Source organism: Halobacterium sp. DL1, from assembly GCA_000230955.3.
Classification (GTDB): Archaea; Halobacteriota; Halobacteria; order Halobacteriales; family Halobacteriaceae; genus Halobacterium.
In genome coordinates, this window is record CP007060.1 from 2,110,991 (window position 1) to 2,124,487 (window position 13,497).

Annotated in this window: 12 protein-coding genes; 8 read left to right on the forward strand and 4 right to left on the reverse strand. The window is 68.7% G+C overall.

What is annotated here, in order from left to right:
* Positions 1–155 precede the first annotated feature (155 nt).
* Positions 156–530, reverse strand: a complete 375-nt coding sequence (locus tag HALDL1_12805; GenBank protein AHG04378.1) for a glycine cleavage system protein H — start codon at positions 528–530, stop codon at positions 156–158.
* Positions 527–1,624, reverse strand: coding sequence for a glycine cleavage system protein T (locus HALDL1_12810; GenBank protein ID AHG04379.1), 1,098 nt, complete (start codon positions 1,622–1,624; stop codon positions 527–529). Before HALDL1_12810 ends, HALDL1_12805 begins: the two co-directional genes overlap by 4 nt.
* Positions 1,625–1,945: 321 nt before the next feature.
* Here HALDL1_12810 and HALDL1_12815 point away from each other — a divergent pair, with 321 nt between their 5' ends.
* The 5 genes from HALDL1_12815 to HALDL1_12835 all read left to right on the forward strand — a co-directional run bounded on the left by HALDL1_12815 (position 1,946) and on the right by HALDL1_12835 (position 8,533).
* On the forward strand, positions 1,946–2,392 hold the full coding sequence (locus HALDL1_12815; GenBank protein ID AHG04380.1) for a hypothetical protein: 447 nt from the start codon (positions 1,946–1,948) through the stop codon (positions 2,390–2,392).
* A gap of 369 nt (positions 2,393–2,761) precedes the next feature.
* Complete coding sequence (locus tag HALDL1_12820) at positions 2,762–3,607, forward strand: deoxyribonuclease (protein AHG04381.1); 846 nt, start codon at positions 2,762–2,764, stop codon at positions 3,605–3,607.
* A gap of 96 nt (positions 3,608–3,703) precedes the next feature.
* Positions 3,704–4,282, forward strand: a complete 579-nt coding sequence (locus HALDL1_12825; GenBank protein ID AHG04382.1) for a hypothetical protein — start codon at positions 3,704–3,706, stop codon at positions 4,280–4,282.
* Positions 4,283–4,370: 88 nt separating this feature from the next.
* Positions 4,371–7,133, forward strand: a complete 2,763-nt coding sequence (locus HALDL1_12830; protein AHG05341.1) for a hypothetical protein — start codon at positions 4,371–4,373, stop codon at positions 7,131–7,133.
* Between the two features lie 62 nt (positions 7,134–7,195).
* A complete protein-coding gene (locus tag HALDL1_12835; protein AHG04383.1) occupies positions 7,196–8,533 on the forward strand; it encodes a hydroxymethylglutaryl-CoA synthase in 1,338 nt (445 codons plus the stop codon).
* A 39-nt stretch (positions 8,534–8,572) separates the two neighbouring features.
* Here the strand turns inward: HALDL1_12835 and HALDL1_12840 are convergent, their stop codons facing one another.
* Together HALDL1_12840 and HALDL1_12845 are read right to left on the reverse strand one after the other, a co-directional pair.
* Positions 8,573–9,835 (reverse strand): alcohol dehydrogenase, encoded by a 1,263-nt coding sequence (locus HALDL1_12840; GenBank protein AHG04384.1) that lies wholly within the window; start codon positions 9,833–9,835, stop codon positions 8,573–8,575.
* A gap of 75 nt (positions 9,836–9,910) precedes the next feature.
* Positions 9,911–10,618 (reverse strand): transcriptional regulator, encoded by a 708-nt coding sequence (locus HALDL1_12845; protein AHG04385.1) that lies wholly within the window; start codon positions 10,616–10,618, stop codon positions 9,911–9,913.
* Positions 10,619–10,716: 98 nt separating this feature from the next.
* Here HALDL1_12845 and HALDL1_12850 point away from each other — a divergent pair, with 98 nt between their 5' ends.
* From HALDL1_12850 to HALDL1_12860, 3 genes are all read left to right on the forward strand, one after another.
* Positions 10,717–11,340, forward strand: a complete 624-nt coding sequence (locus HALDL1_12850; GenBank protein ID AHG04386.1) for a metal-dependent hydrolase — start codon at positions 10,717–10,719, stop codon at positions 11,338–11,340.
* 24 nt (positions 11,341–11,364) lie between these two features.
* Positions 11,365–11,853: a GNAT family acetyltransferase gene (locus HALDL1_12855; GenBank protein AHG04387.1), complete on the forward strand. Its 489-nt coding sequence runs from the start codon at positions 11,365–11,367 to the stop codon at positions 11,851–11,853.
* 87 nt (positions 11,854–11,940) lie between these two features.
* Positions 11,941–13,488: a potassium transporter TrkH gene (locus HALDL1_12860; protein AHG04388.1), complete on the forward strand. Its 1,548-nt coding sequence runs from the start codon at positions 11,941–11,943 to the stop codon at positions 13,486–13,488.
* Positions 13,489–13,497: the final 9 nt, after the last annotated feature.

The following is a 13,497-nucleotide window of genomic DNA, read 5'->3' on the forward strand; positions in this document are numbered from 1 at the left end:
GGCGACAGCCGAATCGTGCGCCGGGCGGATTTACGGCGGTCCGTACCCTCCCTGGTCGGCCCGCGGACCGGGATTCGTCCGGGTGCTCGTTGCAACCTGCAGGCTCCGCTGGGCGGAGACCACTTCGCAGAAGGTAGCGGGTCGAGAGGTCGCGCTCAGGCGATCTGGTCGCGGTACTCGTCGGGGCTCAGCAGGTCGTCGATGTCGGCCTCGTCGAAGTCGAGTTCGACCAGCCAGCCGTCACCGAACGGGTCCTCGTTGACGAGTTCGGGCTGGTCCTCGAGGGCGTCGTTGACCGCGGTGACCTCGCCGCCGACCGGCGCGTAGATGTCCGAGACGGCCTTGATGGACTCGACGACCCCGAGGGCTTCCTCGGCGTCGAGTTCGTCCCCTTCGCCCGGGAGTTCGACGAACACGACGTCGCCGAGTTCGTCCTGCGCGAAGTCGGAGATGCCGACGCGGCCGGTCTGCGGGTCTATCCACTCGTGCGATTCAAGGTAGTACAGGTCGTCGGGTACGTCGAAGCTCATTTGTCGATGAAGGGTGGGGTGGTGATGGTCGCTTCCTTGCCGGTGCCGCGAACGACCACGTGGACGGTCGTGCCGTCGTCGGCGTAGTCGACGTCCACGTAGCCGAGTCCGATGGGTTCGCCGAGCGTCGGACTCATCGTACCGCTGGTGACTTCGCCGACGGCGTTGCCGTCGGGCGTCGTTATCTCGTAGCCGTGCCGCGGGACGCCGCGTTCCTCGAGGACGAGGCCGACGAACTGCTCGTCCACGCCCGCCTCCTGCTGGGCGGCGAGAGCGTCCCGGCCGACGAACTCGGTGTCCAGGTCGACCGTGAAGCCGATGCCCGCCTCGAAGGGAGTCCGCGGGTTCTCCTCGGGGTGGAAGTCCTGCCCGGAGAGCAGGAACCCGTACTCCATGCGGAGCGTGTCCCGCGAGCCGAGCCCGCAGGGCTGACAGTCACTGGCGAACGCGTCCCAGACCGCGCCCGCGCCGTCCGACGGGAAGACGAGTTCGAAGCCGTCCTCGCCCGTGTAGCCGGTGTTGGCGACCCAGCACTCGACGCCCGCTACGTCGGCGTACGCGGCGGTGAACGGCGAGAGGTCGAGGACGTCATCGCCGGCGCGCGCGGCCACGAGGTCCGGTGCGTCCGGCCCCTGGACGGCGAGCATGCCGTAGTCGTCCGTGGCGTTCTCGACGGTGGCGTCGAGGCCCCACTCGTCGCGGTGGGCCGTCCACCGCTCGTACATCTGCTCGTCGTGGCCGGCGTTCGGCACGAACAGGTAGTCGGCGTCGTCGCCCTCGGGCATCCGGTAGACGACGGTGTCGTCGAGGACGACGCCCTCGTCGTTCGTGATGGTTGAGTACTGGGCGTCGCCGGGGTCGAGCGCGGAGACGTCGTTCGTCGTGAGGCGTTGCAGCAGCGCCTCGGCGTCCGGACCGGACAGCGCTATCTCGCCCATGTGGGAGACGTCGAAGATGCCGGCCGACTCGCGGACGGCGGTGTGTTCTGCCGTGATGGAGTCGAACTCGACGGGCATCTCCCACCCGCCGAACTCGGTGAACTTCGCCCCGCGGTCCTCGTGGCGGCCGTACAGCGGCGGCGTCCGAAGGCCCATATCCGTGCGGTCGGCGGCCGGGAAGTAATGCTTTCGTATCCCGCCCAGCGGAAGGTGGGTTCACCGACGACCCCTCGCTGGCCCAGTTCGCGCGACCACCGTCTCTGATGCGGCCCGTCGTCTTCTGGCCAGGCGCAGCGGGCGCCCCTGACGCCGCCGTCCGCGGGGGGACAAATCACAACGTAGTGTATCAAATTCGACTCCGGGGGCCAACCGGCACCGTTCCGGGTGGACGACTAGGTGTTCGACTGACTCCCCCGCAGTTCGGTCCCGCAGCGACGGTTCCGGCACGCTCTTGTCCCGCGACCACCCACGCGGCGTATGGAACGACTGCGGGAGTTGCTGGGCGACGACGCCGGCGGCGTCGCCCTGTTCGTTGATGGGCCGAACGTCCTCCGCGACGAGTTCGACGTGGACCTGGACGACGTGCGGGAGCGCGCCGCGGCCGCCGGGCCGCTGACGGTCACCAGGCTCTACCTCGACGAGCACGCCACCCCGGAACTCATCCAGGCGGCGGAGGCCCGCGGCTACGACGTGCGCGTCACCAGCGGCGACGTCGACGTGAAACTCGCCGTCGACGCCACCGAACTCGTACTCTCGGAGGGCGTCGACGTGCTCGCCGTCGCGTCCCGCGACACGGATTTCAAGCCCGTCCTGGAGCAGGCCGCCAGACGGGGCGTTCGCACGCTCGCCATCGCGCCCGGCGAACACGGCCGCTCTGATGCGCTTCGTAACGCTGCCGACGACGCGATTGTTCTCGGCGAGTAATAACCAGAGACACTGCGCTCGTCGCTTCTAAGTACACCCAGAAAGCCCCGGGTGACTGAACCGTCCGCGACTCGCTGCGCGCGTTCGCTCCGCTCACGTGCTTGCTTCGTCGGGGCCGGGTTCAGCCACCCGCCCCTTTCAGTCCCGCCGCGCAGTTTGTCTAATCGGCAGGGGGCGGACTGAAAGGGGCGGGACTGTGGACGAAGACAGGCGACGTAAGCACCGCAGGCCGCAGGCCGAGGAGCGCAGCGAGCCTCTCGAGTCCACAGTCTCGGGGCTTTCTGGGTGCAACAAGAGAGATGACAGAGACGGAACCACCGACACTAACGTTCTGAAAGACTTTCACACGAGAAGGCAGAACAGCCACCCATGACCGACCTGGAGACGCCCGTCCTCGACAACCACATGCACCTCGACGCCGCCAACCGGGGCCTCGAGGCCGTCGGGGAGTTCGCGCGCAGCGGCGGGACCCACCTGCTCGTGGTGAACAAGCCGTCGTGGCACCACGGGGTCGAGGCAGACGACGGCGAGGCGTTCCGTCCGGTGTTCGAGGAGACGCTGCGGCTGGTCTCGGCGGCCACCGACCGTCTCCCCGGGCGCGCGTGGCCCGTGCTCGGCGTCCATCCGGGACTCGTCTCGCGGCTCGTCGACGAGCGCGGGTTTGACCCCGAGGAAGCGCGGGAACTGATGTGCGCGGGCATCGACGTCGCCGCGGAGTACGCCGCCGACGGACAGGCTGTGGCGCTGAAATCCGGGCGGCCGCACTACGACGTCAGCGACGCGGTGTGGGAGGCGTCGAACGCAGTTATCCGGCACGCCTGCGAGCGCGCCGCGGAGACGGGCGTCGCGCTTCAGTTGCACACGGAGGCCACTGAGGACCTGACCGACGTCGCCGGGTGGGCCGAGGACGCCGGTCTGTCGCCGGGGCGGGTCGTCAAGCACTACGCGAGCGGGCGACTCGAGGGCGTCACGAAGAGCGTGATGTGCGAGAAGGACTACCTGGAGACGGCCGTCGAGGTGGGCGAACCGTTCCTGATGGAGACCGACTTCGTCGACGACGCCGACCGCCCGGGCGCGGTGATGGGGCCGAAGACGGTGCCGCGGCGCGTGCGGTGGCTCCAGAAGCAGGGCCACGACGACGCGGTCCACCTCGCACACGTCGAGACACCGGAGGCGGTGTACGGCATCGACACGCGGGGGACGCTGGACGGCTGAGCGCACGTCTACGCCCCGGAAAGGCCGTCTCGTGGCGGTTTTTCGGACTCGTGCCTGAAGGAAAGGCCTTTGTCTCGGGCAACCGGTTTTCGTGGTATGAGCGCCCCCGAGGAGGAGTTCTACTCCGAAGAACGCTGGCAGAACTGGCTTGACCGCCTCAGAGACGAGGAGATCGACCCCGAGGACGAGGACTCCGCGCGCCTCCTGTTGAACCTCCAGGACGACGTCGCCATCGCGGTGGCGAAGATCATCAAGGCCTACGAGAACGACGACATCGACGAGGACGAGGCGATGGGGGAGCTCGCGGACATCCGCGAGGTCGTGCTCTCCGAACCCGACTTCGACGACGAGGACAAGGTGATGCTCGTCGACGGCGTCCAGACGAGTCTCGTCGCCGTCTTCTACAGCGCCGAGCAGTACGTCGCCGATGGCCCCGCCGACGAAGCGTCCGTCGAGGAGTACGTCCACGCGGCCGTCGAGGCCGAGAGCGAGGAGGATCTCGACCGCGCGCTCGGCCTCGTCGCGGCCGGCGGCACGCGCGTCGCTGACGGCGACGACCTCGACATGGCCGTCCTGGACGACGTCGAGTACGGCCTCGTCACCGAGTGGGTGAACGGACTCGACAGCCTCCAGAGCGCGCTCTCGGACCCCGAAGTCATCGAAGACGACGACTGAGCCGGTAGCCGCCGCGTTTATACCCCTCGCCTCCAGAGTTCACCCAACTGTGCGTTTCAGGGACGACACCCGGGGGGTAACGGTGCAAGTGGGGGCAGTCCTGCTCTTCGCCACGATCATCATCGCCCTCTCGGTCTACCAGGCGACGGTCGTCCCAGCCGAGAACTCGGACGTCGAGTACCGCCACAGCCAGCAGGTCCAGGGGCAGCTCGTCGACGTTCGGAACGCGCTCGTCGCGACGGCCGAGACCGGCGACGCGCGCCCCGCGACGGTCTCGCTCGGGACGGAGTACCCGAACCGCGTGTTCCTCGTGAATCCGCCGCCAGCCGCGGGCACGCTCAGGACGGACACCTACGACGACCCGACCGTGATGGTGTCGAACGTGAACGCGACGAACCCCGAGACGCGGGACTACCTCGACGGCTCGTGGGCGCAGCCGACGAAGTCCCTCTCGTTCGTTCCGGGGTACCACGAGTACCGTGACGCACCTCGGTTGCGCTACGAGGCGTCCTTGCTCTCGAACTACTACCCCGAGCAGAACATTTCGGTGCCGCTGACCGACCAGTTGCTCGTGGACAGCGAGACGCGCACCGTCTCCCTGGTCGCACTCAACGGGTCGCTGAGCACGTCGCGGTCGTCGTCAGTGGCCCTGGACCCGGCGGCCCTGAGCGCGCCAGCCGAGCGCGTACAGGTCCAGCCCGACGACCCCGGGCAGCCCGTGAACGTCACGGTACCGACGGTCGTAGACGCGAGCGTCCTTCGGAACAGCACGGGCCTCGGCGACAATCCGAACGTCTCCGTCGTCCAGAACGGCACGGACCGCGTGACGCTCTCGGTCGACTGGAGCGGGCCGTTCACGCTCCGCACCGCGAAGGTCGGCGTCGGCAGCGACACCGAGGGGTCGCCCCCGACGTACCTCACGCTCGTGGAGAGCGACGACGACAGCGTCACCGTCGAGGCCCGCGACGCGTACAACAATCCCGAGTCGGGGGTGACGGTGTCCGTGAACGGAACCAACCCCTTCGACGCCGCCAGTGCGGTCACCAACGAGGACGGGCGGGCGACCTTCGTCGCCGGGAACAACGAGGACACAACGACGACGCTCTCCATCCTCGACAACAGTGACGCGCAGGAACGAGTGGAGGTCGACGTCGACACGACGAGTCCGGCGGCGGAGGGTGGGAGCGGCGGGTCACTCGTCTACCTGGGTGACGGCTCCGCGTTCGACGGGGAGGACGGCGACCAGGTTCCCGGTGGCGTCTCCTTCACTGTGGAAAACCAGTTCGCGAGCGACGTCACCATCACGGACGTGACCGTCCTCCCAGAGAACGGTGCACTCACCGGCCTCTCGGACAAGGGCGCCGGGCTCGGGTATGGACGAAGCGAACTCGCCGTGTCGAACGGCGCACAGACCGAGTCCGTAGACGTCCCGCTCACAGACCCCGAGTACTCGTACGTCGGCGCGAGAGGACTGACGTTGTCGCTGGCACAGAACCGGAACGAGGACGTCTACGACACTGCTGGCGGGGAGTTCACGACTGCCGAGGCAAACGCGTCCGGAACAGTGACACTCTCACCGAACGGGACGGCACAGGTGTCCTTCGCCGAGTTTTACGTGGGCGCCACGACTGGGTCACCGACGGCGGCGAACGTGACGGACGAGGATTTCCGCGTGTTAGTGAGCTACGAGCGGAATAGCAAGGCGAGCAGCGACGAGTTCGTGGTGTACGCCGACGAGCCGACCGACGGCGTCGCCGTGACGAGTATTGTCCCGAACGCGGGCGCACAGACCCAGACCATCGAGTTCACGATGGATTCGGCGATGGACGCCAGCGAGTCCATCCAGGTGGACTTGAGCGAGGCGCAGTCCGTGAGCCCCGACCAGGTAGACTACCAGTCCGCCAGCGCGAGCCTCGTGAGCGGGCCGACTCCGTCGAATATCGGTTTCGCCCAGCAGTCGAGCACGGACGCCGTCGTCACGTACAGCCCCTCCAGTGACCTGAGTGCGGGTCAGACGGTCACACTAGAGGTCACTGACGTAGACGCCGGGCCCACCGGCAGCCAGAACGGCCCCTACACCGCGACGTGGAGTCGCTCGGACGGCGGCACGGACACGACGACGTTCACCGTCGCACCCGAGGACGGCGACGCCAACCTCCAAAGCGTCGCCGTGTCGGATCTCGGGAGCGGGCCGGGGCAGACCCAGACCCTCTCGTTCACGCCGGACGACGCGCTGGAGGGCAACGAGAGAGTCGCCATCGACCTGAGTGCCGCGCAGGTCGGGAGCGTGGACTACTCGAACGCCGGCGTGAGTTCGGTGACGGTCGGGAGCGCCACCAAGAGCCAGAACGGTGACACCGTATACGTGACGTACACTGCGCCGAGCGGCGGTGTCACGAGCGGCACGACCGTCGACGTGGAGCTCTCGGGCGTCGAGTCGGCTGGCAGCGGCACGTACGACGCCGGGTTCAGTCGCGCCCGCGGCGACACGGCGAGCGCGACGTTCTCGGCGACCGGGGGCGGCACTACCGACCCGAGCCTCGAGTCGTCGACAGTCACGGACAACAGTGAGACGACTGGGCCACCGTTCAACCGGCAAGCGCAGTACGATGTCGCGTACTCCGTGTTCGACCCCGACAATCGCTTCGACCGGGTTGAGGTAACGTTCGACAGCCCGGAGGTGGCCCCGGAGACGGAGACGAACTTTGCTGAGTCGGGGTCTGTCAGTTACACTGGCCCCGACGGGTCGAGCGGGGACGAGTACACCATCGAGATCCGGGTCTACGACGTCAGTGGGTCCGTAGTCGATTCGCAAACCATCACGGACACCGCCGACAACACTGACCCCTGATTTCGTCTATCGTCGAAACCCCTATCGACAAACCCATAAGCCACCGCTGAGACGTTCAGAGCATGACAAGCGTCGGCATCGACGCCATCGAAGTTCGAACGGGGCGACTGCAACTCGACCTCGCGGAGACGTTCGCCCCCCAGAAGGGTGACGACCCCGAGAAGTACACGAAGGGGCTGGGCCTGCACAGGTCGTCGTTCCCGGACGCCTACGAGGACATCGTCACGATGGGCGCGAACGCCGCCCACCGGCTGATGGAGCGCAAGGGCCTCGAACCGGAGGACATCGGCCGCATCGACGTGGCCACGGAGTCCGCCTTCGACAACTCCAAGCCCGTCTCGACGTACGTCGCGGGCTGCCTCGAACAGGTGTTCGACGGCGACTTCCACCACGCCAACAAGGGCGAGCGGAAGTTCGCGTGCATCGCGGGCACCCAGAGCCTCGACGACGCCGTCAACTGGATTCTCGCGGGCCGCAACCGCGGCCGCGGCGCGCTCGTCATCGCCACCGACACCGCGCTGTACACCCGCGGCGACCCCGGCGAGGCGACGCAGGGCGCGGGCGCCGTCGCGATGTACATCACGGAGGACCCGGACGTCGTCACGCTCTCGATAGAGCAGGGGTACGGCTCCGCGGACGAGACGGACTTCCTGAAGCCGAACCAGCAGTTCCCGTCCGTCGACGGCAAGCGCTCCATCCAGGTGTACCTCTCGCGGATGCGCGAGGCGCTCACCGACTTCGAGAGCGTCGCGGGGGCGACCCACCCCGACGACTACGAGTACATCCCGTTCCACACGCCGTACCCGGGGATGGTGCGGAAGGCCGCGCTCCTCGGCTTCCGGCACATGATCCGGAACACGGAGGTCGAGGACGAACTCGCGAGCGAGATCGGGCGCCAGCCCCGCCGCGAGGACTTCGACTCCCGGGAGGGCTTCGACGACGCCATCCGCGACCACATGGACGACCTGAAGGAGACCACGGCCTACCGCGAGTGGTACGCCGACGCCATCGAGCCGACGCTCTCCATCTCCAGCGAGGTCGGCAACTGGTACACGGGCTCCGTCCACCTCGCCCGCCTGAGCGCGCTCAAGCACGCCGCGGAGAACGGCGTCGACCTCGCCGGGAAGAAACTGCTCGTCGCCTCCTACGGCTCCGGCGCGCAGGCCGAGTTCCACGCCGAGACCGTCCAGCCCGGCTTCACCGAGGAGGTCGCGGCGTGCAACGTCGACGAACAGATCGACGCCCGCTACGACCTCACCTTCTCGGAGTACGAGGACGTCCACGACCGGCACAACCACGAGAAGAGCTCCGAACTCGAGCCGTTCACGCAGCCCGACGCCGAGTTCGTCTTCGACGGCTGGGGCCCGATGAACGAGCGCAAGTACACCTACGTCGAGTAGCGCGACCCCCTGTTCTCACTGTCGAGCGCCGTCCGTCACCTACCACGCAGCCTCGAGAACCTCCCGTAGCTCCTCGACCGTCGCGTCGAGTCCCGGGGGCGCGTTCCGCATGAAGACGTCGTCGGCGACGTACGCCGCGACGTCGCCGAGTTCGTCGCGCTCCGGGTGGTCGTCGAGGTCACGGATGCGCTGGGGGAGGCCGAGGCCGTCCCGGATCTCGGTGAGTCCGGCGATGGCCGCGTCGGCGGCGGCCTCCCGGTCGTCCTGGGGGACCCCGGGGGCGAGCGCCTCCGCGAGCAGGCCGCGGCGGCCGTCGACGTGCTCGAAGAGGTAGCGCAGCGCGTGCGGCGCGACGGCGGCGTGCGCGCGGCCCTGGTGGGCGTCGAACCCGTGGGTGAGGCCGTGGCCGAACGCGTGGAGAACCGAGAGCGTGGAGCCGTCCGGCCGCGAGACGCCGTACTGCGCGAGCACGATGCCGAGTACCGCGCGCTCGACGTCCCGCGGGTCGGGGTCGTCGGTGCCGAGCGCGGGCAGCCCCTCCCGGCAGAGACGGAGGCCGTGGACAGCGGTGGCGTCCGAGACGGGTGTGGCGTTCTTGCCGTACAGTGACTCGACGGCTTTGTCGAGGCCGTTCATCGCGGACCCCACGAGCACGCGCTGCGGCGTGGTGTCGAAGAGGTCGGGGTCGTAGTGGAGGACAGTGGGCATCAGCCGGGGGTCGGAGACGCCGCCGCCCGCGTGCGACTCGACAGGGTCGGTGTCGGGACCGACGGAGATGCCGGCTCCCTGCGAGAGGTCGGCGCCCGCGAGCGTGGTGGGCACGGCGACGGCTGGGGGGAGGTCGCCCTCGGGCGGGGTGATGGTGCCGTTCTCGGCGAGTTCCCTGGCGGCCGCCTCGTGGGTCAGGTCGCGGGCCACGAGGAAGCGCGCCACCTTCGTCACGTCGAGGCTGCTGCCGGAGCCGACCGCGACGAACGCGTCAGCGTCGGCTTCCTCCAGCGCCTCAGCGGCGGCATGGGCGGTCGCGACGCGCTTCTCGGGCGTCGTCTCCGCGAACTCGTCGGCGAGCGCGTCGCCGAGGCCGTCCCGGACCGGGTCCATGACTGCGGGCGTCGAGCCGACCGTCCGGCCGGTGACGACGAGGGCGCGCGACGCACCGATTTCGCGGAGTTCCTCGCCGAGTGAGTCGACGCAGCCGCGACCGAATCTGATTGTTCCCGGCTCGTACTCGAACCGGAAGCCGTCCGCGCCGTACGTCCGGCCGTCGAAGCCGTCGAGGGGGCTGTCGGAGCGCTCGTCCATACGTCGCCTACCAGCGAGAGCCACAAAAGCGCTCGCGAACGTCGGGCGTCCTCGCGGGCGGCCCCCTCGCCCGGGTCAGGCGTGCTCGCGGAGCGCGGCGAGCATCTCCTCTAGGTCCATCTCCGTGACGGCCAGCGAGAAGCCGTCGCGCTGGGCGAGCTCCGGGGCGTGCTCCCAGAGGTCGTCGGGCGAGAGGCCGTGGAGGAGCACGGCGCTCGGCGTGGGGTTGGCGACGCGGAGCGCGACCAGCGGGCTCTCCCCGCGGGAGACGTTCGTGAAGCCGAGGACGCGGCTCGTCGACTGGCCGTAGAGGCGGTAGAAGCCGTCGCCGCTGAGGCGCGTGATGGCGTTGATGGAGTCGATGACGGTGTGGCCGGTGATGTGGTCCCGGTCGCCGGAGACGATCTCGGTGGCCTCGACGGTGTCGTAGAGGGTGTCGAGTGCCACGGACGCGGGGTACTCGCGGAGGTCGAGGACGACGTCGCTGTCGAAGCCCGCCGAGAGCACGCGGGCGTACTGCCGGATGTGTTCGCCGCTACGGCGCTCGTCGATGTCGAGCAGCGCGTTCACGAGGCGGCTGACGAGCGCGATGCCGGGGCTCTCCCGGCGGCCGCTCTCGTAGTCGGAGACGACAGACGACGAAACGCCGAGCTCGTCGGCGAGCGCCGTCTGGGAGACGTCGAAGTCCGTCCGCCACTTCCGGAGGGTGGCGCCCGGGTCGTCGCTGAGCGTAATCTCGCCGGCGATGCGCTCCGCGAGGCCGGCACGCGGGTCGGCGTCCATGCGCGGGAGTCGCCACTGCCCGGCCAAAAGTCTGCCGGAGCGGGTTCGACAGGTGACGAACGACAAAGCACATTGCCCGGTGGTACCGAGGCACACGCATGCCATCGACAGTCGTCCACGTGGCGTTCGGGGCCGTCGTGGCGACAGCGTTGCTCCGCGAGTTCGACGCGAAGGCGCTCGCCGCGGTCTGCGCGTTCGCCGCGCTCCCGGACCTCGACACATTCCTCGGCCTGTGGATCCACGGCGGACACCGCGCGCTCCTCCACACCGCCCTCCTCCCGGTGGCGCTGGGTGCACTGGTCCTCTGGGACAGCCACCGCGAGGCGTCGTGGCTCCGCGGACGGTTCGGCGCACGCGGGCCCCACGTGGCGGGCGTTGGTGTCGTTGCGCTCGCGCTCGGCGGCATCGGCCCCGACCTGCTCACCAACGGCGTGAACGTCCTCTACCCGGTCCACGACCAGTTCTACGCGCTCTCCGGGAAGCTCGAACTCTCCAGCACGAAGGGGCTCGTCCAGACGTTCGTCGACCTGGGAGAGAACGGCGACACCGCCCGCGGCAGCACGGAGACGGTCCACTATCGGACTGGCGTGGACGTCGAGCGCGGCGCGGACCCGGCGGACGCCGAGCGCGTCTTCCCCATCGTCTCCTCGGGCCTCCAGTTGCTCGTCGTGGTGGTCGCGGCGACGAGCGTCTTCGGCCGGTTCCGCGAGGCGAACCGCTAACGTTCCCGGGGGCGAACGCGGAACATGGTCAGGCCGTACGCGGACGGGGACAGGGAGTCGCTCTGGGAACTGAAACGCGGCTTCGAGACGGGACTCGGCGAGGGAACGGGAGGCGAGGAGAAGGCCGCGACGTACGAAGCGAAACTCGACGAGGACTACCGCGAGCGGTGGCTCGACTGGGTCGGGCGCTGCGTCGACGAGCAGGAGCGCTGCGTGCAGGTCGCTCCCTCGCCCGAGGGCGACGGTCTCGCCGGCTACGTCTTCGTCCTGCCGGAGTCGATGGCGTTCGTCTGGGACGCCGCCGTGCTGAACGAGATATACGTCCGGTCCGAGTACCGTGGGACGGGCGTCGCGGACGACCTGATGGACGCCGCCCTGGCGTTCGCCCGCGAGCAGACCCTCCCACTCGACCGCCTGGTGCTCGACGTCGACCGGGAGAACGAGCGGGCGCGGCGGTTCTACGACCGCCACGGGTTCGCCCACTGGGGGGAGCTGGTGGCCCGAGAGCTCTGAGTGGGGCGATACGTGCGGCCGGTGGCTCCAGGAGCGGGCCAGGTCGAAACGGCCATCAATCCCCCCTCCGACTGCTAGAGACGTTCGATGGCTCGCACGCTGAGCACGTACGTCGACTTCAGGACGAGCGTGGCCTTCGTCGGGAGCGTCCTGAAGTACATCGGTGTGACGCCGCTGTTCCCGCTCGTTCTGGCGTTCTACTACGGTGAGGACCCGCTCCCATTCGTCGCGACGAGCGTCGTCATGGTCGGTGGCGGCGTCCTCCTGGAGCAGTTGAGCGACGACACCGACCTGGGCAACCGCGAGGCGTTCCTCCTGGTGAGTCTCGCCTGGCTGGTCGTCCCCCTGGCCGGGACGGTGCCGTACCTCGTCGCGGGCGTGGGCAGCGTCGCCAACCCCGTCAACGCCATGTTCGAATCGATGAGCGGGTTCACGACGACCGGCGCGACCGTGCTCGGGGAGATATCGGTCGACCGCCACGGCCACGCGATGTTGCTGTGGCGACAGCTCACCCAGTGGCTCGGCGGCATGGGCATCCTCGTGCTGATGGTCGCCATCCTCCCCGAACTCTCGGTCGGCGGCGCCCAGGTGATGAACGAGGAGGCGCCGGGGCTCTCACTGGAGAAGCTGACGCCCCGCATCCAGAAGACGGCGCGGGGGCTGTGGGGTATCTACGCCGGGTTCACCGTGCTCGCCGCGCTCGCCTACTACGGTCTCCACCTCGTCGGCGCGGCGCCGAACATGGACCTCTACAACGCGGTTGCCCACGCGCTCACGACGCTCCCCACCGGCGGATTCAGCCCCGAGGCCCGGAGCGTCGAGGCGTTCACGCCAGCCGTCCAGTGGATGGTGATGCCGTTCATGCTCGTCGCCGGGACGAACTTCGCGCTGTTCTGGTACGTCTTCCGGGGGGAGCCCAGCCGGCTCACCGAGAACACCGAGTTCCGGTCGTACCTGCTCGCTATCGCCGGCTTCGGGGCCGTCATCTCGGCGGTGCTGTTCGCCGGCGTCGGCCTCGCGGAGACGCCGGTGAACGTCGACGTCATCCCCGGCAACGTGGAGGACTCGCTCAGGCAGGGTCTGTTCCAGGTCATCGCCGTCGTGACGACCACCGGCTACGCGAGCATGGACGTCAACACCTGGGACGCCTCCGCGCAGACGATACTGCTGTTCGCGTACTTCCTGGGCGGCTCCGCGGGCTCTGCCGCCGGTTCCATCAAGATCGTGCGCTGGGTACTGGTGAAGAAGGCCGTCGTCCGTTCGCTGTTCACGACCGTTCATCCGGACGCGGTGAAGCCGATCCGCGTCGGGGACGACGCCGTCGACGAGGGAACCATCAGGGACGTCTTCGTGTTCGTACTGCTCTTCGTCGGGCTGTTCGCGCTCTCGACGGTGCTGCTCTACCTCGACAGCTTCCGGACGGCCGGCGTGTCGATGTCGGGCCTGGATGCGATGAGCGTCGCCATGGCCACGCTGGGGAACGTCGGTCCCGGCTTCGGCGTCGTCGGCCCGATGAACAGCTTCCTGCCGTTCACGGACGCCGCGAAGCTGTACATGGTGTTCCTGATGTGGATCGGGCGCCTCGAGGTGCTGTCGGTGCTCGTCATCTTCACGCCGGCGTTCTGGAAGCGCTGACGGGCTGGA